Consider the following 23,930-nt stretch of genomic DNA (forward strand, 5'->3'; position numbering starts at 1 on the left):
CTTTGTAATGGACCTGAAAGAGAATCCGATGGAGGGCAAGGTTCTTCTATAGGACAATAAGGTCAACAAAGAACAGTACGAACGGGAGGGATCGGCAATGGCCGGTCGTAATATCGAAACCATCTATGAAGAATATGAACGGTTCATTTATCATCTTTGCCTGAAACTGACGCGCAACAAAGACGAGGCAGAAGACCTGATGCAGGACGTCTGGCTGAAAGTGGTCCGCAACGAGAAGTCGCTGGAGAGTGTTGACCATGTCAAAGCATGGCTCACTACGATTTGCATGAACACTTTCCGTGACCGCTATCGCAAAACGGTCCGGCGCAGCCAGCATGTCATGGAGCAGCCGGAAACGCTCGACGTTCCGATTCTTGACCTCGTGCCTTGTGCGGAACCGACCGCGGACGATCTGCTTGAGCGTGATGATATCCGCCACATCGTCCAGTCGAAGCTGGATGAGCTGGACGGCATTTACCGTAAGACAGTGCTTTATTTTTACGTTAACCAATACTCACTCAACGAAATTGCTGAACTTATGAAAGTATCGATCGGGACCGTCAAGTCCCGCCTCTTCCGCGCCAAGCAGCGCCTGAAGGAAATGGTGCTGCTTGACGAGCAGGCCGAAGGCTATGTCACAGCCGGATAAGATAATCATTAGGACGGGGTTCCGGGCAGAAAGTTGCCCGGAATCCCGATTTTTATTTGGCTTTTTTCTTGATCGGCAAAACATTCTGGGGCCAGGTTTTCTATCGAACAGGAAAGGGGAATGGAAGGGGGACCAAAGGGGGAAGGCGCATGGACAAGAAGAGAATCAGAGAATGGAGTACCAGGCGGAGGGTGCTGACGATTATCGCCTGCCTGTTTATCCTGATCTACATCGGGATTGTGCTTTATCATACATATAAGCCGCTTCCGGAAGGCATCTCCCATGACGGTACGCTTTACCGGACGGACAATGTCGAGATGTACACGGACCTGACCTATTCGCAGGACCGCTCAAAGGAAGGGATGGTACATGAGCTGGAGATTTTCGAGGAAGTGTTCGCGATGATCGACCGGGCGGAGGAATTTGTTGTAGCAGACTATTTCCTCTATAACGGCTATTATGATGAAAAAGAAGATTTCCCGGAACTTGCCCGCACGCTCACTGATCGGCTGGCTGAGAAAAAGAAAGAGAATCCGGAAATGCCGGTCATACTCATAACGGATCCTGTCAATAATGGTTATGGATCATTTAGATCAAAGGAAATAAAGCTTCTGGAGGAAGCCGGCGTCGAGGTGGTGGTAACTGCACTCGATCCTCTCCGGGATTCCACGCCGATCTATTCGGGAGTCTACCGGATCCTCTTCCAGTGGTGGGGGGAGGATGGAAAGGGGTGGCTGCCGAACCCGATGGCCGAAGATGCTCCTGAAATGACTGTCCGTTCCTATCTGAAACTGCTGAACGTGAAAGCGAACCACCGGAAAGTGATTGCAACAGAAGAAGGTGTCCTTGTAAACTCAGGCAATCCGCATGACGCGAGCGGTTGGCATGGGAATGTCGCGTTCAAGGCGGATGGACCTGTGATCAATGACGTGCTTGAAGCGGAAGAGGCGGTTTCCCGTTATTCGGAAGGTCCTGAGGAGTTCCCGCGCACTGAAGCGGAAGAGAACCCTGATGGACTGTACGGTGTGCAGTATGTGACGGAGCGGCCGATTCTGGAGCACCTGCTTGAAGATATCGGAAAAGCAGGGGAAGGGGACGAGGTCTGGCTTGGCATGTTCTATATCGCCAAGCGGGACATCCTGTCGGCTCTGATCGGAGCGGCTGAACGGGGTGCGCAGGTGCGCATCATCCTGGATCCGAACGAGAATGCTTTCGGAAACAAAAAGACCGGCCTGCCGAATATGCCTGTAGCCGAAGAGCTGATCGAGGATTCCAAAGACCGGATTGAGGTCCGGTTCTACAATGCCGTTATCGGCCAATACCACACTAAGCTGGTTTACGTGAAAGACGGGGAAGAGGCCTACATTTCGAGTGGTGCAGCGAATATGACGGAGCGGGCGCTGGATGATTACAACCTCGAAGCCAACCTCCGCATCGAGGCGCCGGCGGACAGCCCGCTTGTGGAGGAGCTCGATGGCTATTTCAGCCGCCTCTGGAACAACGAAGATGCCCTCTATACACTGGAAGCCGAAGAGAAGCTGGACGGATTTTCACAGGCCCAGCGGGTCGTCTACGGCTTGCAAAAACTGCTGAAGCTGACTACTTACTGACCAAAAACCGGCCCGCGCATCCCATGTAAATGCGCGGGCCGGCTTCTTGGATGCTCAGTCGAGTTCATCCAGCTGCTTGTTTAGTTCAGACAGCCTGTCTTCCATTGCGGCAAGACGCTGTTCAGCATTCCTTACCTGGGTTTCGTGGCCGGTCGACTCGAGTTTTTCGATGTCGCCCTGCAGACTGATATAATCCATCTTAAGCTCTGCAATTTCAGCTTCGAGGGATCGTTTGTCCATTTCGAACGCCTCCTTGTCGCGGACATTGTATCATAAAGCCCGGACTGTCGGAGGCAAATTCGAATCAATGCCGTGGAAACGGCCTATTAGGCTTCCCGCCCCGCGGCGGATATTCCAGATAATACAGCACTGCCTCGCTCACCATATCGATTCCATCTTCGACACGGAGTGCCGCCTGCCGCTCGATTGCGCGCTTTCTGAGTGGTTCATGCAGAAGCAGTTCCATCACCGCATTCAGCAGCATCGACTGCTTGACCTTGCGTCCCAAACCCAGGGGGATAAACCCGTTTTCCTCATTCGGCAGTGCATGCCCCAACTCTGCCTCATTCTGGGCAAGGACAATGCAGGGGATGCTCAGGAAAGCGACGTCAAAAGGTATATGGCCGGATGAACAGATCACGATATCGGCGGATGCAAGTTCCCGGCCGTAGTCATAAGGCATTTTGCGTATGGTGACATTTCGCTTACCTAGCGCCATCATCATGAGAGGATCGTCAGGATGGGTGTAAGCCTCACCGAGCAGGACGGTCACTTTCAGGGGGATGTGCAACTGAGTCAGATGCCGAAGAGTCCGGTATGACAGGTTGGACGGATCTGCCGGCCCATGGGTGACGACTACATGCGGCAGGTCACCGGGCGGATGTTTGGCGAGTCCGGCGCGGCGGTGACGGATCAGGCTCGGGTCCGCAATGAACCCCGTCTGGCCCTCTACGACGTTGGAAGGCACCGCCCCCCTCGTCTCGCCTCCGAATGTCCGGAAAATGAGATCGGCAGGCGAAGTATCTTCGCCGTTGTCATCAAAGTGTATAATGGCTGGGACAATCTCCTTCAGCGCCGCTGTTTCTTCCGGTTCGGCTCGCCCGTCCCTGAGCAGAATATCCGGCTGCAGATCTCCTGCAGCCTTCCTGAGCCCGTCCTTTCCATGGATTTTATCGACGCGGAATCCGGCCGCTTCGACATGGGGGAGCGGGCGTTCGGAAAGGAAGATTACTTCAATATCAGTAAGCGCATGAGCGATGCGCAGCGCACGCCGTGTCCGGTAGGCGGATGGAATATCAATTGCCGTACAGTAAAAGACCGCTTTCTTTTTCGGTTGTCCGGTCAAGGCCCTCACCCTTTCTGGCTGCAATATCGGTTCCTGTCCAACATATGGGACCAGCCTGGCGAATATGAGGATTTGGGCTAGAAGACCCGGCTGAATATGGTAAACTGGATATTATTTTATCGTGAAAAAGGGGGGATTTCCCATGTTCGATTCATTCCTATTTTCCTTCATGGCGGTCGCAGCACTCGGCATCGGCTCTCAGTGGCTGGCCTGGCGGCTCCGTCTTCCGGCCATTGTCGTCATGTCCATTGCGGGCCTTTTGCTCGGTCCGATTCTGGGGCTTCTGAATCCGCAGCAGCAACTGGGCGACTTCTTCTCGCCAATCATCTCGATCGCGGTTGCCATCATCCTTTTTGAAGGAAGTCTGAATCTGGATCTCCGGGAAATCCGGGGGTTTTTCAGGCCGGTTGGCCGTATCGTAACGCTGGGTGCATTCCTCGCCTGGATATTCGGCTCGCTCGCTGCGCACTACGTGGCCGGACTCAGCTGGGAAGTGGCCTTTGTTATCGGGGGACTGTTCATCGTCACGGGGCCGACGGTCATCCTTCCGCTTCTGAGACAGGCTAAGCTGAAGCCGCGGGTCGGGGCGATCTTGAAATGGGAAGGAATTATCGTTGACCCGTTCGGAGCACTGCTTGCACTGTTTGCGTTTGAGACCATCCGCTTCCTGAAGGGTGACCTGTCAGGCACAGGCATCCTGATCTTCTTCGCGGCTTCGGCATTTGCGGGGATTCTCGGCTGGTTTGTCGCTTGGATACTTGGCAAGTTGTTCGAAGCTGACAAGGTGCCGGAGTTTCTGAAGTCGCCGGTGCTATTCGCGGCCGTCCTGTTCGTGTTTGTCCTGTCCGATGAGATCATGCATGAGACGGGGCTCCTGGCAGTCACCGTCATGGGTGTAGCAATGGCGAATATGCACTTGTCATCAATCGAGGATATTCGCCACTTCAAGGAAAACATTACTGTACTTCTCGTTTCCGCCATCTTTGTGATGCTGACAGCGTCACTTTCGGTGGATACGCTGCTGGCAATCTTTGAACCGCGGATCATCGCTTTTGTCCTCGCGACGCTGTTCGTCGTCCGGCCACTGTCGATCTGGCTATCGACAATCGGCACAGATCTAACCAAGCAGGAACGCACTCTAGTCGGTTGGATTGCGCCGCGTGGAATCGTCGCACTCACCGTTTCCGGTTATTTTGCCTCGATTCTGCTTGAACAGGGCTATGAGGACGCGGAACTTCTGACGGCGCTGACATTCGCGCTTGTCTTCGGCACTGTTGTGGTGCATGGCTTCACGCTCGGGCCGCTCGCCAAGAAACTGAACCTGGTCGCGGCGGATAATTCCGGTGCGCTGATCGTCGGTGGCGGACCCTTCATAGCACGGCTTGCCGCATCCATCAAAGAGGACGGCAAACCGGTCGCTCTCATGACCGACGCCTGGAACGATGTGTTCGAGGCGCGCAAGGAGGGGATCAAAGTGCTCTCGGGAGACATCCTTTCCGAGCAGGTCGACTACAGGTATGACCTGGCGCCTTACCAGAACCTGCTGTCGATGACGCCGATGGATATGTATAACGCCCATATCTGCAGTGACTTCGTCCATGACTTCGGTCCAACGTTCGTCTACCGTTCCGGGCTGAAAGGAGACCCGAAACGCTACGGGGTCGACAGAGATCGGCTCGTCCGCTCGCCAGGCAGATTCCTGTTCGAGCCGGCGCTCCCTGTGGGCGTGCTGGATTCACGTATCCGTAATGGATATGTTGTCCGGAAAACGCCGATTACGGAACGCTATAAATACACTCAGTACCTCCGTGAGCGGGATGAGAGTCCGGTCCTCCTTTATATATTGCGGAAAGACGGGAAAATCGATTTCTACTCACCGGGGAAGGAACTGGCGGCGGAGCCAGGCGATCTGGTTGTCTCCCTGAGTCCGCCGGACAAGACTGTCGAAAAAGTGAAGGAAAAGCTGGAGAACAAAACAGATGGCAGGACATCTGCCACCAAGGAACAGATCGAGAAACGTCTGAACGGCGACAATCCGGCAGGCGGGGACGGCAACGGCGGGAAACCGCCGCTCCCGGGCCCGGCACCGGACTCGGCACTTAAATAATGCATTGTGGCCGGGAGCAGGTGCGCTCCCGGCTTTTCTGATTGTCCGGAGGAGTTAATGCCTTCAGAGGCTCGGACTTAGCGGTCAGGACTCGGATTTACAAAGGGAAATTCGGACTTAGGAAGCAGGACTCGGATTTGCAGATCGGAATCCGGACCTGGCCCCGGAGAAACTCGGACATGCCGGATTCCCCCGGCACTTCGCCATCCGTCCTGCCGTGCTCATCGAAGTCAAACCGGCAGGGTGCGGTGAAATCCCGCCGCAGGTCTTGTATAATCAGAAGGTATGAGAGGAGTGGACGCACATGTCCAAATCATTGGTTCTTGCAGAAAAACCTTCCGTTGCACGTGACATCGCACGTGTGCTCGGATGCAACGATAAACGGAACGGCGCACTGGAAGGAAAGGACTATGTCGTCACATGGGCGCTTGGCCATCTTGTGACACAGGCCGACCCTGAGCAGTATGACCCGAAATATAAGGACTGGAAAATGGAGGACCTGCCGATTCTGCCCGAGCCGTTCAAGCTCATGCCGATCCGGCAGACGACCAAGCAGTACAACGCCGTCAAGGCGCTCCTTAAGCGAGGGGACATCCGGGAAGTCATCATCGCGACCGATGCCGGGCGCGAAGGCGAGCTGGTCGCCCGCTGGATCCTGGAAAAAGCGAAGGCCAACAAGCCGGTCAAGCGGCTTTGGATTTCGTCCGTCACCGACAAGGCGATCAAAGATGGTTTCCGCAATCTGAAAGACGGACGTGAGTATGAAAATCTCTTCGAGGCGGCGGAAGCGCGTGCCGAGGCCGACTGGGTTGTCGGCATCAACGCGACGCGTGCCCTGACCGTGAAGCATAACGCCCAATTGTCGACGGGGCGCGTGCAGACACCGACGCTTGCGATGATCGCGGAGCGGGAAAGGCAAATCCGTGAGTTCCGGCCGAAGGCGTTCTACGGCATAGAAGCGCTCACCGATTCCGGCAGGTTCAAATGGACAGCGAAATCGGGAGATGGCCGTACTTTTGACAAAGGAGAGGCGGAGGCGCTCCTCGGCAAGCTGGAGAGCATTCGGGAAGGCATTGTCGAAGAAGTGAAGCGCACGCCGAAAAGTCAGCCGGCACCACCGCTCTTTGATCTGACCGAACTGCAAAAGGAAGCGCATAAACGTTTTGGCTGGTCAGCGAAGGAAACGCTGAACACCCTTCAGGGGCTATACGAGTCACATAAGGCGGTTACTTATCCGCGGACCGACTCCAAGCACCTGACGTCCGATATGGCGTCTACCCTGAAGGATCGGCTGGAGGCCGTGCGCCTTGCCCCTTATCGGAAGGACATTGCTGCAATCATGAAAAAAGGCAACCCGAAGCCGCAGAAGGGTGTCATCGATGACGGCAAAGTCAGCGACCACCACGCCATCATCCCGACAGAGGAACCGGCGATCCTCGAGCGTATGTCCGACAGCGAGAAGCGGCTGTTTGACCTGATTGTAAAGCGGTTCATCGCGGTCTTCTCAGGTCCTTACAAGTACGAGGCTGTCACTGCGGTGCTCGGTGCAGGAGGCGAGCGCTTCCATGCAAAAGGCAGGACCATCAGTGACGAAGGCTGGCGCGCTGTGTATGGCCTGGATGCGGAGGAGGAAGACAACAAGACGCTCCCCCCATTCGAGAAAGGCGAAAAACTCGGCATCCGTGCGTTTTCGATGACCGAAGGGCAGACCAAACCGCCTGCGCGCTTTAACGAAGGGACACTTCTCGCCGCAATGGAGAACCCTGCGCAGTTCATGGCCGGTGAATCCAAGGAACTGATCCGGACACTCGGTGAGACGGGGGGACTCGGTACAGTTGCGACACGGGCGGATATCATCGAAAAATTGTTCAATTCGTTTGTCATTGAAAAAAAAGGCAATGATATCTTCACAACATCCAAGGGCCGGCAGCTTCTCGAGCTGGTTCCGGAAGATCTCAAGTCCCCGGCATTGACCGGAGAATGGGAACAGAAGCTGACAGAGATTGCAAAGGGCAGGCTGTCGAAAAAGGAATTCATGAAAGAGATGACCGGCTTTGCCAAGCAGGCCGTTTCAGAAGTGAAGGCTTCAGAGAAAAAGTTCAAGCACGACAACGTCACCGGCAAGATGTGCCCGGACTGCGGCAAGCCGATGCTCGAGGTGAACGGCAAGCGCGGCAAAATGCTTGTCTGCCAGGACCGGGAGTGCGGACACCGACAGAAGGTTTCCCAGCTGACGAATGCCCGCTGCCCGAACTGCCATAAAAAGCTGGAACTTCGAGGAGAAGGGGAAGGGCGGATCTTCACTTGCCGCTGCGGCTACCGCGAGAAGCTGTCCGCATTCGAAAAGCGCAAGGCGAAGACGAACAAAGGGAAAGTGTCCAAACGCGACGTGCAGAAGTACATGAAAAAGGATGAAGAACCGGTGAATACGGCGCTTGCAGACCAGCTGAAAAAACTGCTTGGCGACCAAGACTGACGGAGGTGTCCGGTTTGGCGAAAAAGGACAAAGTCCAAAAGACAAATGCCGTCCGCATCCTGGATCGGCAAAAGGCCGAATATGAGCTGATTGAATACGATACGGATGACGACCGGATAGACGGAGTATCGGTAGCGGAAAAGACGGGCCAGGCGGAAGAGACTGTCTATAAGACGCTTGTTTCCACCGCAGGCACGGGAAAGTATTTTGTCTTCGTCATTCCGGTCGCAGATGAACTTGATCTGAAAAAGGCCGCTAAAGCCGCCGGCGAAAAGAAAGTCGAGATGCTGCACCTTAGGGATCTGACCGACGTGACAGGCTATGTCAGGGGCGGCTGTTCGCCTGTCGGCATGAAAAAAGCCTTTCCGACGTACATCGACGAATCGGCCAAACAGCTTGGCCGGATCATTGTCAGCGCAGGGAAACGCGGTCTCCAGGTGAAGCTCTCGCCGGAAGTTCTCGCAACGGCCGCAGATGCGGTATTTGTACCGCTCCGAAAATGATCCGTTGCCGGATGAACAGACTGGAGGTGCCTGAATGCAACGATATCAGGCTTTGAGATGGACATTCTTTTTGGTTGGCCAGCTGTTTCTGGCCCTTGGCATCACATTGACGATCAAAGGCGCCCTGCTCGGCATCAGCCCATGGGATGTCCTTCATGTCGGCCTGTTCAAGCAGCTTGGACTGACGATCGGCACATGGTCGATTCTTACAGGATTCTTTATCGTCATCTCCACGTCCATCTATCTTCGCAGGCTGCCGCAGGTCGGCACATGGATCAATATGCTCCTGATCGGCTCATTCATTGATTTCTTCAACTGGATCCTGCCCGATGTCCATTCACTCGCAGGACAGATATCATTATTCCTGGCAGGGATCACGGTACAGGCGATCGGACTCGGCATGTATGTGTCTCCGGGCATCGGGGCCGGCCCAAGGGATACACTGATGCTGGTCCTGATGGAGAAGACAGGTTGGAGTGTGAAAACGGTCAGGACCGTCCTGGAGGCCACCGTTGCTCTGACCGGATGGCTGATCGGGGGTCCCGTCGGCGTGGGAACAGTCATCATCGTGCTGTTTTTCGGGCAATTGCTCCAGTACACGATCCCTTACTTCAAAGGGCTCCTTGAACGACTGTCAAAGCCGGTGGAAGAGGTCGGCGTGAACTAGAGGAAAGCACGGCAGGGACATGTCCCGCCGTGCTTTTTTCGCGGCTCCGCGCATATACTGTCCCGTCAAGAGGAAAGGGTGATCGCTTGAAGGGGACCATCACATCCTATATGAGCACGGCCTACACATCCGAGGGGATCCGGCACAATTACAGGGAGCTGCTTTCGGGGGCATCAAAGGCGTTTCTCCTGAAGGCCCCCCCGACAGGAGCCCTGTCCGTGCTTCTTAGAGAGGTCGCACAGTATTATGTGAAGCGCGGGTGGGACGTTGAACTTTTCCATGATCCGCTTACCCCGGACGGGCTTGATGCCGTCCATGTCGTAAAACCGGGAATCCTGTTTGTCCAGGCCTCCCATCCGGTGGCACTCGAGCCCGTGCAGATCGGAGGCGCACACCGTGTGGTGACGTTTTACGACGGCTATGACGAGGACCGGCTGAAGCTGCAGAACGGATTCATCCGGGAAACTGCGGAAAAGGCCGAGGAGGCGCTCCGCAAGACATTCGCTTCACTGAAGCGCGCGAAAGAGCTGCATGACCGGTGGGAAGAGGCAAACAGGGCACGCATGTCCTGGGAGCTCGCGGACAAACTCTCGGACAGCCTCGCCGGATCGCTGTTCGGCGATCTTTCGCTTAATAAGGCGCCTTCAGTAGTGAACCGGTACATCGGCACACTCACCGCGGAGGGAGCGCAAGACTTTTTCGATTCGGTCACAAAAGGCCTGAAGCGCCGGCTCCTTATCAAGGCACATCCCGGCACCGGCAAGTCTACAATGATGAAAAAGCTGGGGAAAGAGGCGGAGGCCCGGGGACTGGATGTCATCTACGGATGGTGTGCGCTCGACCCGGGAAGCGTTGACCTGATCGTCCTCCCTGAGCTATCGGTTTGTGTATTCGATGCGACCAAGCCGCATGAATACGGGCCGGAGCGTGAAGGGGACGAAATCGTCGACATGCTCGGTATGTGCCGGGATGACGAGACATTCGAAAAGCAGGCCGATGAGATTGAAGCGGTCTACCGGGAAGCGATGCTGGACGCGAGTGCTTATATGAATGCCCATGTCAGGGAAATCCACTCGATCCGTGCCAGGATGGACAGCGCCATCAACCAGGAGCGGTGGGAGGAAAAGTTCAGGACGATCAGGGAGCAGCTGTGACAGGCCGCCCGGGGACATCCCCGGGCGGTTTTGCTATGTGCGAAAGGTTCCATTCTGTTAGAGTGGAAACGATATCAGAATGGAAAGAGGTGACGGCCGGTGGCATGGCTGTATGTATTCTTCGCCGCCGTCGTCGAGGTGTTCTGGGTGGTCGGGCTGACCCACTCGGACAGTATCCTTGAATGGTCCGGGACGGCGGTCGCCATCATCTTCAGCTTCTACTTTATCATCCGGGCTTGTGAACAGATTCCTTCCGGCACCGTTTACGCGGTATTCACCGGTTCGGGGGCTGCGGCAATCGTGGTCGTGGACATGCTTGTGTTCGGAGAACCTTTCTCGCCGGTCAAGCTGTTCTTCATCGCCCTTATCCTGGTCGGCGTCGTCGGCATCAAACTGACGGACAGTGCCCCCGCACCGGAAAGAGGTGAGCACTGATGGCATGGGTGTTTCTTGCGCTCGCCAGTCTGGGCGAGATCTTCGGCGTCATGTTCATCAACATGTATCTGGCCGACAAAAAATGGTGGCGGCTTATTCCGCTCGTCCTGTCATTCGGCCTCGGTTTCGTGCTCCTGTCACTTGCGATGAGGGAGATTCCGATGGGCACGGCGTACGCGATCTGGACAGGGCTAGGCGCAGCGGGCGCCGTCCTGATCGGCATCCTGTTCTTCCGTGAACCGGCCGGCTGGAAGCGGCTGCTCTTCATCTCATTCATCATCGCCGGCGCGGCCGGCCTGAAGCTGTTCAGCTGAACGGGCTGTGATAGAATGGACATACATCAAAGTCGGAAAGGAAGATTCCTTTGGCGAAAATTTTAGATCAATTTCTCGAAGAAAACCTCCAGGAACTGAGAGGCGCAGGACTCTATAATGAAATCGACCCGGTCGAGGGCCCGAACGGCCCGACGATCAAGGTCGGCGGCCGCGACCTCATCAACCTGAGCTCGAACAACTACCTGGGACTTGCGACTGACGAAGGGCTGAAACAGCTGGCCAAGGGCGCAATCGACAAGTACGGTGTCGGAGCAGGGGCCGTGCGCACAATCAACGGTACGCTCGACCTTCATGTAAAGCTTGAAGAGAAACTGGCCGAGTTCAAAGGGACCGAAGCGGCAATCGGTTACCAGTCCGGATTCAACTGCAACATGGCGGCGATTTCCGCTGTCATGGACAAAAATGACGCAATCCTCTCCGATGAGCTGAACCACGCATCCATCATCGACGGCTGCCGGCTGTCCCGCGCGAAAATCATCCGCGTCAACCACCAGGACATGGATGACCTCCGCAAAAAGGCGAAGGAAGCAACGGAATCGGGCCAGTATAACAAAGTCATGTACATCACGGACGGTGTTTTCTCGATGGACGGCGACGTCGCAAATCTGCCCGATGCAGTCCAGATTGCGAAGGAATTCGACCTGATCACGTACGTGGACGACGCTCACGGATCCGGCGTCATGGGCGGCGGCAAAGGCACTGTCAAGCACTTCGGACTCGAGCGCGACATCGACTTCCAGATCGGTACACTTTCCAAGGCGATCGGTGTCGTTGGCGGGTATGTGGCCGGTAAACAGCAACTGATCGACTGGCTGAAAGTCCGTTCCCGTCCGTTCCTGTTCTCGACTGCGATGACGCCGGGCGATGTCGCAGCGGTCATCGGAGCGGTTGACAAGCTTCTCGCATCGAGTGAACTTGTGGACAAGCTATGGGAGAACGGAGACTATCTGAAAGCTGGCCTGAAAAAGCTCAGCTTTGATATCGGCAAATCAGAAACCCCGATCACACCGTGCATCATCGGTGAAGAAAAGCTGGCACAGCAATTCTCCAAGCGCCTGATGGAAGAGGGCGTCTACGCGAAATCGATCGTCTTCCCGACTGTACCGAAGGGCACCGGCCGTGTCCGCAATATGCCTACCGCCGCACACACGAAAGAAATGCTCGATGAAGCACTTGCCGTTTACGAGAAAGTCGGCAAGGAACTGGGTGTCATCAGCTGAGGAGGGATTCCTTGAAAAAGCGAGATGAAGAACAGATCCAGCTGCTCCATCCGGAAGGAAAGCAGGGCGCAAAAATCCTGAGACGCCGCTATGAGGCCATCCGCAAGGCCATTCTGGAAGAAGTGGATGCCTCCGGTGAAATCTCATTCATGGATCTGACTGAGCGCGCTCCGAAACGGCTCTCCCACTTTGACGGCAAGACGACATGGTATATCACCGCCGTCAAGCTTGATCTCGAAGCAAGAGGAGAACTAAAGCGTATCGGGCAAGGCGGAAAACAATATATCAGGCGAACATGAAAACCGCCAGGAAACCGGTGTTAACCGGTGACCTGGCGGTTTTTTTGTGCCCGGCTCAGACCGGGCGGTTCACTTCTTCGGCAAAGACAGTGACGATCTCCCCGTCTCCCATCTCCACATCATACTGGATGGATTCCCCATTGTCCCGAACATCAACAATCAGCCCGCGGCGGCCGTCCTTCAGTTCAACGGCAGTGTTCTCGACAAGAATCATGGCAATCATCCTCCTGTATGTTTTTTAATGAGCAGCCGATTCCTCCATCTTTCTGAAGTTATGATGCAGAAGGTAATACTGGATACCCCCGGCATCGTTTTTTGCGGCATCAGCTTGTTTACGGAACGCATCACGATCTCCTTTGCGGTTCGCAATGACCGCCCGTATGGCATGCTTCATCCAAGCATAGCCTTCAGGGATGCGGGATAGAGCTTCTTCCGCCTGGCCATAATCCCCGTTCAGGGCGTGCCCATATGCGTCGTAATAGGACTGCATCGGCTCGCTGCCGATTTTTTCTGCATGGGACAAAACCCCATCGCCGTCCTTTTCCGAAACGGCGTGCAATGCGCCGTATACATGGCGGATGTCCGGCTGCTTGTACCGGCTCATGATTTCCCTGAGTGAAGCCCGGATCTCCTCATCGGTCCCGTGGGCCACCGAATAGGCGTATTTGTAGATTGGCTTGCGGGAATTCCGCAGCAGGAAGCGGTCAATCGCACGCAGATTCTTCGACTTATACGACAGCACAAGTGTCGGAACCGTGGTCAGTGTCATGTACAGGGCGGCGAGCACGAGCACTGTCAGCCAGAACGGCGCTCCGAGCCAGATCAGCAACAGTGCTGCCAGAACCAGGATAGCGAGCAGCATAAGAAATTGTACAACAGCAATCAAAACGGCACTTCCTCTATTTTTTCACTATTATACCAACTCGGAGCTTTCGGGAAAAGTAATCCGCGGTTGTACTTGCTGTGAATACAAATTATAATAGGGTACATCAAATTACAGTGAAATCAATGTTTCACCGCTATATAATGTCCACGCTGTAAATACAAATGGATGAATGGGAGTGACGGGAATGAAGAAGATCATGATAACCGGGGCACTGGGGCAGATCGGCTCTGAACTGACGGGTAAGTTGAGGGGACTGTACGGGGCGGATCATGTCCTCGCAACGGATATCCGGGTACCCGACTTCGCGGACGGACCGTTTGAACAGCTGGATGTTACGAACGGGGAGCGCATGCATGATCTTGCCAAATCGTTCGGGGCAGACACGATCATCCACATGGCCGCCCTTTTGTCCGCCACGGCTGAGAAAAATCCGCTTTTCGCATGGAACCTGAACATGGGCGGACTGGTCAATGCACTGGAGACGGCGCGCGAACTGGACCTCCAGTTTTTCACGCCGAGTTCAATCGGTGCGTTCGGGCCGTCCACGCCGAAAAAACATACACCCCAGGATACGATCCAGCGTCCGACGACGATGTACGGCGTCAATAAAGTGTCAGGGGAACTGCTCTGCGACTACTATTTTGAGAAATTCGGCGTCGACACACGTGGCGTACGGTTCCCGGGTCTCATTTCATATGTAACGCCTCCCGGCGGCGGCACGACCGACTACGCCGTCGACATCTTTTACAAGGCGATCTCGGACGGTAAGTATTCATCGTTTATCGCTGAAGGCACCTATATGGACATGATGTACATGCCGGATGCCCTGCAGGCGATTGTTGACCTGATGGAGGCAGATCCGTCGAAACTCATCCACCGAAATGCATTCAACGTAACCGCGATGAGCGTGGAACCGTCAGATTTTGAAAAGGCGATCCAAAAGCACTTACCGGACTTTAAACTAACCTACGATGTCGATCCGGTGCGCCAGTCCATCGCGGAAAGCTGGCCGGATTCGATCGACCCGTCCGCCGCTATTGCGGAATGGGGATTCGAGGCCAACTACGACCTCGAGTCGATGACTGCCGACATGCTTGAAAAGCTCAAAGGCAAACTGCAGGCCGACTAAATCATATAGAACGGAGCCGCCGGATCCCCGGCGGCTTTTCGTGATTGGGGGATGAATGAGTTGCCCACAATGTGTAAAGTAGGGGAAAAGGGGGGCGGCATAATGGATATTCAGGTAAGGCCGGCAGTAAATACCGCAGAGGCAGCCAAGTTCATAGGGATGCTGAACAGCCACCGCACGAATCATATTGGATACTGCGGTGAGGAGGAAAAGGAAATCCGGCATACGCTGGAACACGATTTCTCCGACACAGGATTTGAACAGTCATTTTTTATTGCGGAAAATGAGGGTCGCATCGTCGGAGCAGTGGGTTTCGACATTGACAGTGATGATGGAATCGCGGAAGTTTGGGGCCCATTTGTCAGTGAAGAGCTGCCGTTCAGGGAAGTGGCAGCACCGATGTGGAGCGAGGCCATGCTGAGCCTGGAAATCAGGAAATTTCAGTTTTTCGTGAATGAGGAAAACACGGATGTACCGGCCATGGTCGGACAGCTGGGAGGGGTACATACCGGGAGGCATCTGATCCTGCAGGCTAAGTCAGGGGAGGTGCCCACAGGAGAGAATCCGGCCGTTCCGGCCGAAGAGCAGCATGAAGCGGCGTTCCGGTCGCTCCATGACCATGCCTTTCCGGGGACCTATCTGTCGGCTGCGGAAATTCTCGATCTCAGGGATGATCACCACAGGCTCCTCGTCATTCCGGACGGGGAAACCGGCGTGAAGGGATACGTCTATGCCGAGGCGGACCCGATCCACGGAGACGGAAGCGTCGAGTTTCTCGCGGTTGGGGAGGGACACCGCCGCCAGGGACTCGCCAAAAAACTTCTTCAGGCGGGGCTTGGCGAACTGTTCTGCCATGAGGCGATCCGAGACGTCCGTCTCACTGTGGAAGCGGATAACGAAACGGCAATTGGCCTTTACGAAGCAGCAGGGTTTAAACGGCTTCATCGGATGAATACTTACCGGCTGGAATTGAGCTGAGCTGAACTGCTATATTCGGATGGTACACGATTTAATAATGCAAAAAAACCGCCGCTTCCAATGGAAGGGCGGTTTCTCATATTCAAAACAGCATATGTGCAATCAGTGCGACGATCGGCAGCGCGATCAGTGTACGCAACAGGAAAATCACGAACAGTTCAAAGAAGTTCACAGGAATCTTGGAGCCTAGAATCAGGCCACCGACTTCCGACATGTAGATCAGCTGGACAACCGAAATGACGGCCACTGTAAAGAGTGTCACTTCTGAAGTGATGGTGCCGGCTGCCAGGATCGAAGGCAGGAACATGTCCGCGAATCCGACGATCATGAGCGGCGCCGCATCGGCAGCCTCCGGAATCTGGAGAAGTGCAAGATACGGCTCGAATGGCTTCCCGATAATCTGGAAGAAGCTTGTGTATTCGGCCACGATGAGCGCAAGCGTCCCGAATGCCATGACGACCGGGATGACGCCGAACCACATATCCAAAACGTTTTTCAGGCCGTCCTTGAACATCTTTCCGATATCGCGGTTGGCATAAGCTTTGTTTAATGCATTTTCCACACCGTGGGTAAACGCATTATAGCCGGCAGGCACTTTCTCCTCTTCGCCGGTGAACGGACGGCCGTCAGCGTACTCCTGCTTTTTTCGGGAAAGCGGATAAATGCGCGGCATGATAAGTGCCAGCACCAGGCCGGTAAGAATAACTGTCCCGTAGAATGGAAGGAAGTAGGCGGACATGTCGACCGTGCCGATGATGACAATCGAGAAGGTGATCGAGACAACTGAGAAAGTCGTCGCGATGATCGAGGCTTCCTTCTTTGTATAATGCCCTTCCCGGTACTGCTTGTCGGTGAGAAGGACGCCGATTGTGCCGTCCCCGACCCAGGAAGCGAGCGCATCGATGGAAGAGCGGCCCGGAAGCTTAAACAGCGGGCGCATAATCTTAACCATCATCGTGCCGAAGAATTCCAGCAGCCCGAAGTTCATGAGCAGCGGAAGCAGCAGCCCTGCGAAAACGAATATCGTGAAGAGGAATGTGACAAGCCCTTCAGCAGGGTCCAGGAGAAGTCCTCCCGTGCCGCCGCTCCAGATCATTTCCGGCCCGAGACGGAAAGCAGTCATGACGGCAAAAATGGCCCCGATGATCCGGACAACCGTCCAAAAAGGCGTGACGCCGAACAGATTCTCCCAGAAACCGCGTTCTGATGAGTCTTTTTTCGGTGCAAACAGCATGATGACCGAACCGGCGGCCGCAATCAGAAGGACTGCGACAGCGACCCAAGTAATGAATGGAGTGACGATGCCCGCCAGCCAGTTGGCGAGGATGGCGATCGAAACAACCCATTCGTCATTGTATTTGATCGGAATCATGAATAGGAAGACCCCGATGATCGACGGGATGAGGAACCATGTCCACGTCGACGCACTTGTTTTCTGCATTTTTTATTATCCCCCAATATTAATTTTACCGGTTTTGACATTCACTTTTTTACATAATAATTCACTAACGTGAATAAGTAAATCCCCCTGCAAATGAAAGTGAATTCAGCCAATTCCGGCACAAAAAATCCCCCTCCCCACAATAGCAGGGAGGGGGTGCGGCGTCAAAAGGATTCCTCGAAATCCTCATGCCAGCGATAATGATAAAATCGTTCTTTGGAGAATCGGTCAATCGCTTCAGGTTCCCCGGCGGCTATCGCCGCCTCGAGGCCTTCCATCATATAGGCAGTCTGTGAGGAGTGTGCCTTCAGCGTCCGGAGTTTTCTGTCCAGCATATCAGCGACCTCATGCACGACGTCCGGCTGGCCGAGCCCTTTTTCAGTGTCGTTGGAGAAGGCGACAAGGTACATTTTCGGCCGCTTTTCCTCAGGCATTCTGCGCACCGCACGGACGACCGCCCGGGCGGTTGCCTCATGGTCCGGATGCACCGAGTAGCCGGGGTAGAACGTAACGATGAGCGAAGGATCTAATTCATCGATCAGATCGGTGATCAGCTTCACCATTTTTTCGTCGTCTTCGAATTCCACCGTTTTATCACGGAATCCCATCATCCGGAGATCGGTGATACCGATAGCATCCGCCGCTGCCTGCAGTTCCGTTTTGCGGACTTCGGGAAGTGTTTCCCTCGTTGCAAATGGCGGAATGCCGAGATTGCGGCCCATCTCGCCGAGTGTCAGACAGGCATAAGTGACCGGCACACCCATATCCACATATTTGGACAGCGTTCCGGATGTGCCGAAGGCCTCATCGTCAGGGTGAGGGAAGACGACGAGGACACTGCGTTCTTTTTCGATCGTTACAGTCATATCGTTTCCCTCCTTAGTATGCGAACGGCGTCTCGCTCAGTTCCAGAGCGACGGCAAGCTTCCCTTCGCCGTCAAGCCCTGCCATGAGCAGGCGTCCGTGTTGATCAAGTTCGTAGTGGGTGATGCCCTGTGCGTACACCCAGCCGTATGGCAGCTTTAGCCCGACGCGGTGCGGGGCTTCTCCGGCTACCTTGCCCAGTTCAAAACGGATCTGGGCGTTTCGGATAAATGCGCCGGCGTTAAAGAATCCTTCATTGAAGTGGGCCGCATACGACCCGTTCGTCGTCTCCAGATGGATGTAGAGCTCTTTGCCGGCGAACGAATCGATGAGGCGCTGAAGTTCTGCGGGATTCACTTTTTCCATATTCCAGGCCTCCTTCTGGTACCTATATCGTATTCAGTATAAAGAACATCAGCCGGGAATGCGAAAGGAGAGCTCGAAAATGCGAGAATCCGGTCAGCGGGGTCATCCCGACAAAAAAACGGCCGGGAATCCCGGCCGTCTGGCATGCATCAGATTTCTGTCACGGTGACTTCCGCAGGACCGTGCTGGTTTTTGGCGCCGTGGAGTACAGGCCCGACATACTGGTTAAGTTTCCAGCCATGGGCGATCGCGGCAGCGACGAACTTTTTCGCTTCGACGACGGCTTCTTCTACGCCGAGACCGTTCGCGAGGTTCGCTGTGATGGCAGCGGCGAATGTGCAGCCGGCGCCGTGCGTGTAGAGCGTATCCTGCTTTTCGGATTCAAGAAGCAGGAACTTGGAACCATCATAGTAAAGGTCGGCAGCCTTGTCATGCTGGAGCTGCTTGCCGCCCTTGATCACGACATTCTTCGAGCCAAGGCCGTGAATCTTCTCCGCGGCTTTTTTCATGTCGTCAATGCTCGTCAGCTTGCCGAGGCCGGACAGCTGTCCGGCTTCAAACAGGTTCGGCGTGACGACTTCAGCAAGCGGAAGCAGGTATTCGATCATTGCATCGACCGTACCCGGGTTCAGGACTTCGTCTTCACCCTTGCACACCATGACCGGGTCGATGACGACATGGTTCGTGCCGGTTTCCCTGATGCCTTCGCCAGCTGTGCGGATGACGTCTTCGGTGCTCAGCATGCCGGTCTTCACCGCGTCGATGCCGACGGAAAGTGCCGTCTTCAGCTGGGCTTTCAGGACGTCGATCGGAAGCGTGTAGACGCCGTGGCTCCAGTTGTTGTCCGGGTCCATCGTCGCGACGACGGTAAGCGCGGTCATGCCGTATGTTCCATGCTCCTGGAAAGTTTTCAGGTCGGCCTGGATACCGGCGCCGCCCGATGTATCGGATCCTGCGATTGTGAGTGTCTTTTTCAGTGTCATATGCGAGGGCTCCTTTTGGATAGTTAATTTGAATGTTCCTATTGTAACAAATAAAAAGGACGTTTTACGAAAAATTGATTTTAACGCAAAGAAGACAGTTCCAAATGGTCGTGAGTGCGTGAAGCGGGAGACATCGGGTATTGTAGAAGAATGAAAGATTTACCCGATTGGCGGGAGGAGGCAGAGAGGATATGGCTGAAGGGAAAAATAAAAAAGGCCGCGCCGAAGAGGAAAGCGCGGTCACGGTGGAGGAAACCTGGGATGCACCGGCGGGGGTACGAGAAGGAAAGCGGCGGGGACGTGCGCTAAAGGGATTTCTGTGGATTGCGGTTCCTCTTCTCTTGCTTGCGGTCATTCTCCCGGTGGTCGCGCTTCGGATGCTGACCGGCGGCAGTACGTTTACCGAACAAAAGGGAGCTGTCGTTGAGAGAGTACAGGAGCTGAGCGAACTGGTGACAGCGGAAGCCTATACGAAAGTAATCATCGATGAGTCGGATAATGAGTTGTTCGGAATGAGTCTCGGCATTGATATTCCGGGAACCAAGCGCGAGTTTCTCGTGATTATCCCGGGATCGGTCAAGGCGGGCATCGACTTCGGCAAAATAAAAGAGGATGATATAACGATTGATGAAGATGCCCAGACCGTAACACTCACCGTGCCGGAGCCGGAGTTCCTGGGAGAGCCCGAAATCCGTTTTGATGAGATGGAAGTGTTTTCTCATGAAGGGCTGTTCCGCGACCCTCCGGATATCCAAAAAGGATACGATCTCGCGGGAGAGGCCCAAGAGATGATGATCGAGGAGGCGACTGAGCAGGGCGTTCTCAACCAGGCCAAAGAAAATGCGGTAAAAACTCTGAAACAATTGTACTCGTTCTCTGGCTATGATGTACAAGTCGAGTTCAAGGAGTGACTGATATGGCAAAGGCAATCTTGGACAATAGTTGGCAAGATGTGATCGGTGACGAGTTTGCCAAACCCTACTACCTCGAGTTGCGTGAGTTCCTTAAAGAGGAATATGCCGGCCGGGAAATCTATCCGCCGATGAACGACATCTGGACAGCGTTCGAGCTGACTCCGTACGAGTCGGTCAGGGTGGTCATCCTCGGCCAGGATCCGTATCACGGGCCGGGCCAGGCGCACGGCCTCAGCTTCTCCGTGAAACAAGGCATCCGGAAACCGCCTAGCCTAAGGAATGTGTTTAAGGAAATGCAGGATGACATCGGCTGCGATATTCCTGAAGACGGGACGCTTACCGGTTGGGCGGAGCAGGGTGTGATGCTGCTGAACACCGTGCTCACGGTTCGATCAGGGGAAGCACATTCCCACCGGGGAAAAGGGTGGGAAACGCTTACTGATGAAGTGATCCGCAAGCTATCAGAGCGTGAGGCGCCCATCGTGTTCATTCTCTGGGGCCGTCCCGCACAGGAAAAGAAAAAACTGATCGATACGGAGCGGCACGCGGTCATCGAATCCCCTCATCCAAGCCCTCTTAGTGCAAGAAGGGGCTTTTTCGGAAGCCGGCCGTTCAGCCGCGCGAATGCTTTTCTTTCGGAGTGGGGCGAAGGAGAAATTGACTGGTGCCGCACGATCGCCCGGTGAATTGTCACGGGATTGTACGGTTCCGGCGCCAGAAGGCAAAGCGTTATATGATACACTTTTAACGGAATGGAGGGGATCGAATGATTCCGATTGAACGGATCCTCGAAGAGATGGAGCGCCATCTGCGGGCCGCCAAAAATGCAGGCGATCCGGCCTCGCAGAGGGAGTCGCTTGCAGCCATTCGCGCATTGTCCGAAGCGGCACTCGGCAGCCGGCCACAGAGCAGGATGCCCGAAGTGAAGCCTGTCCCGCTTGCTGCGCCGGCAGATCAGCAGGCTATTCGTCCTGCCGTCCCCAAGCGTGAAGAGGACGGCGCAAACGGCGATTCCATCTTCGATTTTTAATGGCTGAAAGAAGGGGAACAGAGTGAAATTCTTTTTGATAGCAGGTGCGGTGAACGCTATGATCTCGGTCGGGACAGGTGCATTCGGTGCCCACGGTCTCGAAGGGAAAGTCTCGGACCATTACATCGCCATTTGGGAAACAGCGGCCAGGTATCAGATGTACCATGCACTCGGCCTCATTCTCATCGGCATTCTTCAGAGCCAGGCACTCCTTGGTGCTGTGTCCCAGCTGAACTGGGCAGGCTGGCTGCTGCTGGCGGGTATCGTCATCTTCTCGGGAAGCCTCTATGTGCTTGCACTAACGCAGATCGGCATCCTCGGCGCCATCACACCGATCGGCGGCGTTGCCTTTATCGCCGGCTGGATTATGCTGATCATCGCAGCGGTTAAACACGTTTAAAGCGGTTCACACTGCGCGTTATTGTTCTTACAGAAAATAGGCGATATAGTAACACGCATCTACCTCTTTTGGTTACGCAATTTGTAGCCGGAAGGGGTTTTTTGCGTTGCCTAAAAAGCTAACGGTCACTCCCGAGATACTCGCCGCGGTTAATAAAGTCACCGGACAAGCCCCGCAATCAACAAAACCGCCGTCATTCGATGAAGCGGCGGATAAGTTTCTCGATTATTGCAAGATGCGCGGATTGTCGCCCGACACGCTCGATATGTACGGCGCAAGGTTTCAACTATTCCGCGACTACCTACTATTACACGAAATCAACAGCGCAAACATCCGCGGCATCACGGCCGAACACTTCGAGGGATTCATACGCGATCTAATGGCGCGGGGCTATCAGAATTCGACGATTAACTTAAACATCCGGGCTATGCGCGCCTTCTTCAATTACTGCGAACGCAAGAAGTGGATAAAGCGCAATCCGACCGACGACGTAAAGCGGATGAAGGAGCGCCAGCAGGTGGGCGCTACGTTCAATAAATCGCAGTTAAAGCGCCTGCTATCCGTACCGCAGCCGGACACATTCGAGGGCTTGCGCGACCTAACAATACTGACCATGTTCGCAGATACCGGCATCCGATTAACGGAATTAAACGCGCTGAATGTGCAGGACGTGAAACTTGCGGAAAGCTCGCTGCATATCCAGCGGACGAAGAACGGCATAGCGCGCCGCCTGCCGCTGACAAACCGGCTTAAAGCGCTTCTAACGGTTTATTTAGACGTGCGGGGCATCCAGCCGGACATTGACGCCCTTTTCGTTACTGCGCAAGGTAGACGGCTTTCACGGCGCAATATACAACAGCGCGTACTGAAATACGGCGAGCTGGCCGGTCTGCGAAAAGAAATACAAGTAAGCCCGCACGTGTTCCGTCGAACCTTCGCCAAAAACAAGTTAATGGCGGGCGTTGACGTGTTCACCGTGCAAGCGTTAATGGGTCACTCGAATTTAGAGATATTAAAGCGCTATGTCGCGATCTATTCGCACGACTTAGACGCCGCCATAGAGCGCGGCATTGATTAAGCACCGCAAATAAAAAAACGCCATGCCACCGCCCCCAAAAGAGCGATAACACGACGCCTCGACAACGTTAATTTTATCGCATATCTTGCCGTAATTCAAGGGCGGAGGTCATGGCGCAAAAGGGAGCGCCTTACAATGCGATTAAACACCGTTGACACTTACCGCGAATTACAGCCGTTTCAATCCGTCGAAGAACTTAACCGCAGTCTATCCGCTATGCGATCGTCGGACGCCTTCCGCGAGCTTACACCGGCAGCCCGCCGCGTGTTTGACGTGCTGGCGCGCTATTCCGCGAAGTATCCGGGCGTTAGCTTCCGCAGCAAAGCAAAGATAGCGGACGAGCTGGGCGTCAGCCGTATGACGGTTATACGCGCCTGCAAGCAGTTACAGGCGGCTGGCTTCATCGTACAGCACGCGTTAAAGCGCGCCACGGGCGACCGTCGTCAATCGTCTAATGCGATTGTGTTCAACGTTGTTACGCCGGAATGTGACACCGGGAATGTTACGCCAAAGAAACCGCAATATAAGCCGAGAGATAAACAGATTACAAGGGATACGGAGAAGCCGCGCAAGGAGCGCAAGCAGGCGATTATTAAGGACGGTCTGGCCGCACACCTGCCGGCAGTCCTGCGCCATGCACTCGCGCCGTTCTTCAACGATGCAGACGCCCTATACCGCGCCGTGGGCGTTGTTTATCGCGCTAAAGCAAGCGTAAGCGCCGACCTACGTATAGAAGCGTATGAGGACGCGTTCAGGCAAGCGATAGCAGGCGTCATGTCTGCGTTCAAACGCGGCAAGGTGCGCAGTCTCGACGCCGTGCTATACGCTGCTATACAACGGACTACAAAGGCGCTGCATATCCGCGGCTTATTCGCCGACGCTTTAGCGCAATAGATTTCCGGGACGATTTTCGGATTAGCGATTTCATTTTCGGGATTATTTGCGGCTGGCTCCGCAATGTTGCGCAATAGGCTTACGAATAGAAAACGAATACTTTAATGAAGTAAAGCGTTAAAGTTCGTATATTACGGCGTTACATTGCGCAACGTAGGGCGGAATTC

Annotated in this window: 27 protein-coding genes; 19 read left to right on the top strand and 8 right to left on the bottom strand. The window is 54.7% G+C overall.

Features of this window, described 5'->3' with window-relative positions; translation table 11 throughout:
- Positions 1-97: 97 nt before the first annotated feature.
- Complete coding sequence (locus tag AC6CHQ_RS00620; protein ID WP_251238937.1) at positions 98-649, top strand: RNA polymerase sigma factor; 552 nt, start codon at positions 98-100, stop codon at positions 647-649.
- Between the two features lie 149 nt (positions 650-798).
- Positions 799-2,259 carry a phospholipase D family protein gene (locus AC6CHQ_RS00625; protein WP_251238938.1) on the top strand — a complete coding sequence of 487 codons (1,461 nt, stop codon included), beginning with the start codon at positions 799-801 and terminating at the stop codon, positions 2,257-2,259.
- 54 nt (positions 2,260-2,313) lie between these two features.
- Here AC6CHQ_RS00625 and AC6CHQ_RS00630 read toward each other — a convergent pair whose 3' ends face one another.
- Positions 2,314-2,499: an SE1832 family protein gene (locus AC6CHQ_RS00630; RefSeq protein ID WP_092049324.1), complete on the bottom strand. Its 186-nt coding sequence runs from the start codon at positions 2,497-2,499 to the stop codon at positions 2,314-2,316.
- Between the two features lie 64 nt (positions 2,500-2,563).
- Positions 2,564-3,604, bottom strand: a complete 1,041-nt coding sequence (locus AC6CHQ_RS00635; RefSeq protein ID WP_092049322.1) for a hypothetical protein — start codon at positions 3,602-3,604, stop codon at positions 2,564-2,566.
- 142 nt (positions 3,605-3,746) lie between these two features.
- Here AC6CHQ_RS00635 and AC6CHQ_RS00640 point away from each other — a divergent pair, with 142 nt between their 5' ends.
- The 9 genes from AC6CHQ_RS00640 to AC6CHQ_RS00680 all read left to right on the top strand — a co-directional run bounded on the left by AC6CHQ_RS00640 (position 3,747) and on the right by AC6CHQ_RS00680 (position 12,800).
- Positions 3,747-5,711: a cation:proton antiporter gene (locus AC6CHQ_RS00640; protein WP_251238939.1), complete on the top strand. Its 1,965-nt coding sequence runs from the start codon at positions 3,747-3,749 to the stop codon at positions 5,709-5,711.
- Between the two features lie 304 nt (positions 5,712-6,015).
- On the top strand, positions 6,016-8,187 hold the full coding sequence (locus AC6CHQ_RS00645) for a DNA topoisomerase III (protein WP_251238940.1): 2,172 nt from the start codon (positions 6,016-6,018) through the stop codon (positions 8,185-8,187).
- 14 nt (positions 8,188-8,201) lie between these two features.
- A complete protein-coding gene (ybaK, locus tag AC6CHQ_RS00650) occupies positions 8,202-8,690 on the top strand; it encodes a Cys-tRNA(Pro) deacylase (protein ID WP_092049316.1) in 489 nt (162 codons plus the stop codon).
- 34 nt (positions 8,691-8,724) lie between these two features.
- A complete protein-coding gene (locus AC6CHQ_RS00655) occupies positions 8,725-9,357 on the top strand; it encodes a YczE/YyaS/YitT family protein (RefSeq protein ID WP_092049314.1) in 633 nt (210 codons plus the stop codon).
- Positions 9,358-9,443: 86 nt separating this feature from the next.
- On the top strand, positions 9,444-10,511 hold the full coding sequence (locus tag AC6CHQ_RS00660) for a hypothetical protein (protein WP_092049312.1): 1,068 nt from the start codon (positions 9,444-9,446) through the stop codon (positions 10,509-10,511).
- Between the two features lie 99 nt (positions 10,512-10,610).
- A complete protein-coding gene (locus AC6CHQ_RS00665) occupies positions 10,611-10,946 on the top strand; it encodes a DMT family transporter (protein ID WP_092049310.1) in 336 nt (111 codons plus the stop codon).
- Positions 10,946-11,260, top strand: a complete 315-nt coding sequence (locus AC6CHQ_RS00670) for a DMT family transporter (protein ID WP_251238941.1) — start codon at positions 10,946-10,948, stop codon at positions 11,258-11,260. Before AC6CHQ_RS00665 ends, AC6CHQ_RS00670 begins: the two co-directional genes overlap by 1 nt.
- A 50-nt stretch (positions 11,261-11,310) precedes the next feature.
- Positions 11,311-12,501: a glycine C-acetyltransferase gene (locus AC6CHQ_RS00675; protein WP_251238942.1), complete on the top strand. Its 1,191-nt coding sequence runs from the start codon at positions 11,311-11,313 to the stop codon at positions 12,499-12,501.
- A gap of 11 nt (positions 12,502-12,512) precedes the next feature.
- Entirely contained in the window at positions 12,513-12,800 is a 288-nt protein-coding gene (locus AC6CHQ_RS00680; RefSeq protein WP_092049304.1) for a DUF6958 family protein, read from the top strand.
- Between the two features lie 55 nt (positions 12,801-12,855).
- Here the strand turns inward: AC6CHQ_RS00680 and AC6CHQ_RS00685 are convergent, their stop codons facing one another.
- Both AC6CHQ_RS00685 and AC6CHQ_RS00690 read right to left on the bottom strand, forming a co-directional pair.
- Positions 12,856-13,014, bottom strand: a complete 159-nt coding sequence (locus AC6CHQ_RS00685; RefSeq protein WP_177168225.1) for a S41 family peptidase — start codon at positions 13,012-13,014, stop codon at positions 12,856-12,858.
- Positions 13,015-13,038: 24 nt separating this feature from the next.
- Complete coding sequence (locus AC6CHQ_RS00690) at positions 13,039-13,686, bottom strand: hypothetical protein (RefSeq protein WP_251238943.1); 648 nt, start codon at positions 13,684-13,686, stop codon at positions 13,039-13,041.
- A gap of 184 nt (positions 13,687-13,870) precedes the next feature.
- Between AC6CHQ_RS00690 and AC6CHQ_RS00695 the strand changes: the two genes are divergently transcribed.
- Together AC6CHQ_RS00695 and AC6CHQ_RS00700 are read left to right on the top strand one after the other, a co-directional pair.
- Positions 13,871-14,815 (top strand): L-threonine 3-dehydrogenase, encoded by a 945-nt coding sequence (locus AC6CHQ_RS00695; RefSeq protein ID WP_251238944.1) that lies wholly within the window; start codon positions 13,871-13,873, stop codon positions 14,813-14,815.
- A gap of 102 nt (positions 14,816-14,917) precedes the next feature.
- Positions 14,918-15,793, top strand: a complete 876-nt coding sequence (locus AC6CHQ_RS00700; protein WP_498080542.1) for a GNAT family N-acetyltransferase — start codon at positions 14,918-14,920, stop codon at positions 15,791-15,793.
- 82 nt (positions 15,794-15,875) lie between these two features.
- Here the strand turns inward: AC6CHQ_RS00700 and AC6CHQ_RS00705 are convergent, their stop codons facing one another.
- From AC6CHQ_RS00705 to thiD, 4 genes are all read right to left on the bottom strand, one after another.
- Positions 15,876-17,234 carry a YjiH family protein gene (locus AC6CHQ_RS00705; protein WP_498080543.1) on the bottom strand — a complete coding sequence of 453 codons (1,359 nt, stop codon included), beginning with the start codon at positions 17,232-17,234 and terminating at the stop codon, positions 15,876-15,878.
- Positions 17,235-17,398: 164 nt separating this feature from the next.
- On the bottom strand, positions 17,399-18,100 hold the full coding sequence (gene bshB2, locus AC6CHQ_RS00710) for a bacillithiol biosynthesis deacetylase BshB2 (RefSeq protein WP_251238947.1): 702 nt from the start codon (positions 18,098-18,100) through the stop codon (positions 17,399-17,401).
- 13 nt (positions 18,101-18,113) lie between these two features.
- The gene (locus tag AC6CHQ_RS00715; RefSeq protein ID WP_092054659.1) at positions 18,114-18,464 is read right to left on the bottom strand and encodes a YojF family protein; all 351 of its coding nucleotides are present in this window, start codon (positions 18,462-18,464) and stop codon (positions 18,114-18,116) included.
- 149 nt (positions 18,465-18,613) lie between these two features.
- A complete protein-coding gene (gene thiD / locus AC6CHQ_RS00720; RefSeq protein WP_251238948.1) occupies positions 18,614-19,447 on the bottom strand; it encodes a bifunctional hydroxymethylpyrimidine kinase/phosphomethylpyrimidine kinase in 834 nt (277 codons plus the stop codon).
- A 191-nt stretch (positions 19,448-19,638) separates the two neighbouring features.
- Between thiD and AC6CHQ_RS00725 the strand changes: the two genes are divergently transcribed.
- From AC6CHQ_RS00725 to AC6CHQ_RS00750, 6 genes are all read left to right on the top strand, one after another.
- The gene (locus tag AC6CHQ_RS00725; RefSeq protein ID WP_498080544.1) at positions 19,639-20,358 is read left to right on the top strand and encodes a DUF4230 domain-containing protein; all 720 of its coding nucleotides are present in this window, start codon (positions 19,639-19,641) and stop codon (positions 20,356-20,358) included.
- 5 nt (positions 20,359-20,363) lie between these two features.
- Positions 20,364-21,047 carry a uracil-DNA glycosylase gene (locus AC6CHQ_RS00730; protein ID WP_092054650.1) on the top strand — a complete coding sequence of 228 codons (684 nt, stop codon included), beginning with the start codon at positions 20,364-20,366 and terminating at the stop codon, positions 21,045-21,047.
- Positions 21,048-21,127: 80 nt separating this feature from the next.
- Positions 21,128-21,391 (top strand): YwdI family protein, encoded by a 264-nt coding sequence (locus AC6CHQ_RS00735; protein WP_092054647.1) that lies wholly within the window; start codon positions 21,128-21,130, stop codon positions 21,389-21,391.
- Positions 21,392-21,413: 22 nt separating this feature from the next.
- The gene (locus AC6CHQ_RS00740; RefSeq protein ID WP_251238952.1) at positions 21,414-21,791 is read left to right on the top strand and encodes a DUF423 domain-containing protein; all 378 of its coding nucleotides are present in this window, start codon (positions 21,414-21,416) and stop codon (positions 21,789-21,791) included.
- 106 nt (positions 21,792-21,897) lie between these two features.
- On the top strand, positions 21,898-22,869 hold the full coding sequence (locus AC6CHQ_RS00745) for a tyrosine-type recombinase/integrase (protein ID WP_498080545.1): 972 nt from the start codon (positions 21,898-21,900) through the stop codon (positions 22,867-22,869).
- A 135-nt stretch (positions 22,870-23,004) separates the two neighbouring features.
- The gene (locus AC6CHQ_RS00750; RefSeq protein ID WP_498080546.1) at positions 23,005-23,763 is read left to right on the top strand and encodes a helix-turn-helix domain-containing protein; all 759 of its coding nucleotides are present in this window, start codon (positions 23,005-23,007) and stop codon (positions 23,761-23,763) included.
- Positions 23,764-23,930 lie beyond the last annotated feature (167 nt).

The organism is Bhargavaea sp. GQ12, assembly GCF_059758705.1.

Bases quoted from the DNA above. Each gene is read 5' to 3' on its own strand.
- thiD (WP_251238948.1), bottom strand. From the start codon at position 19,447: ATGACACTGAAAAAGACACTCACAATCGCAGGATCCGATACATCGGGC.
- AC6CHQ_RS00645 (WP_251238940.1), top strand. From the start codon at position 6,016: ATGTCCAAATCATTGGTTCTTGCAGAAAAACCTTCCGTTGCACGTGAC.
- AC6CHQ_RS00750 (WP_498080546.1), top strand. From the start codon at position 23,005: ATGCGATTAAACACCGTTGACACTTACCGCGAATTACAGCCGTTTCAA.
- AC6CHQ_RS00725 (WP_498080544.1), top strand. From the start codon at position 19,639: ATGGCTGAAGGGAAAAATAAAAAAGGCCGCGCCGAAGAGGAAAGCGCG.
- AC6CHQ_RS00640 (WP_251238939.1), top strand. From the start codon at position 3,747: ATGTTCGATTCATTCCTATTTTCCTTCATGGCGGTCGCAGCACTCGGC.
- AC6CHQ_RS00620 (WP_251238937.1), top strand. From the start codon at position 98: ATGGCCGGTCGTAATATCGAAACCATCTATGAAGAATATGAACGGTTC.
- AC6CHQ_RS00685 (WP_177168225.1), bottom strand. From the start codon at position 13,014: ATGATTCTTGTCGAGAACACTGCCGTTGAACTGAAGGACGGCCGCCGC.
- AC6CHQ_RS00715 (WP_092054659.1), bottom strand. From the start codon at position 18,464: ATGGAAAAAGTGAATCCCGCAGAACTTCAGCGCCTCATCGATTCGTTC.
- AC6CHQ_RS00730 (WP_092054650.1), top strand. From the start codon at position 20,364: ATGGCAAAGGCAATCTTGGACAATAGTTGGCAAGATGTGATCGGTGAC.
- bshB2 (WP_251238947.1), bottom strand. From the start codon at position 18,100: ATGACTGTAACGATCGAAAAAGAACGCAGTGTCCTCGTCGTCTTCCCT.
- AC6CHQ_RS00670 (WP_251238941.1), top strand. From the start codon at position 10,946: ATGGCATGGGTGTTTCTTGCGCTCGCCAGTCTGGGCGAGATCTTCGGC.
- AC6CHQ_RS00630 (WP_092049324.1), bottom strand. From the start codon at position 2,499: ATGGACAAACGATCCCTCGAAGCTGAAATTGCAGAGCTTAAGATGGAT.
- AC6CHQ_RS00700 (WP_498080542.1), top strand. From the start codon at position 14,918: ATGGATATTCAGGTAAGGCCGGCAGTAAATACCGCAGAGGCAGCCAAG.
- AC6CHQ_RS00625 (WP_251238938.1), top strand. From the start codon at position 799: ATGGACAAGAAGAGAATCAGAGAATGGAGTACCAGGCGGAGGGTGCTG.
- AC6CHQ_RS00655 (WP_092049314.1), top strand. From the start codon at position 8,725: ATGCAACGATATCAGGCTTTGAGATGGACATTCTTTTTGGTTGGCCAG.
- AC6CHQ_RS00705 (WP_498080543.1), bottom strand. From the start codon at position 17,234: ATGCAGAAAACAAGTGCGTCGACGTGGACATGGTTCCTCATCCCGTCG.
- AC6CHQ_RS00695 (WP_251238944.1), top strand. From the start codon at position 13,871: ATGAAGAAGATCATGATAACCGGGGCACTGGGGCAGATCGGCTCTGAA.
- AC6CHQ_RS00735 (WP_092054647.1), top strand. From the start codon at position 21,128: ATGATTCCGATTGAACGGATCCTCGAAGAGATGGAGCGCCATCTGCGG.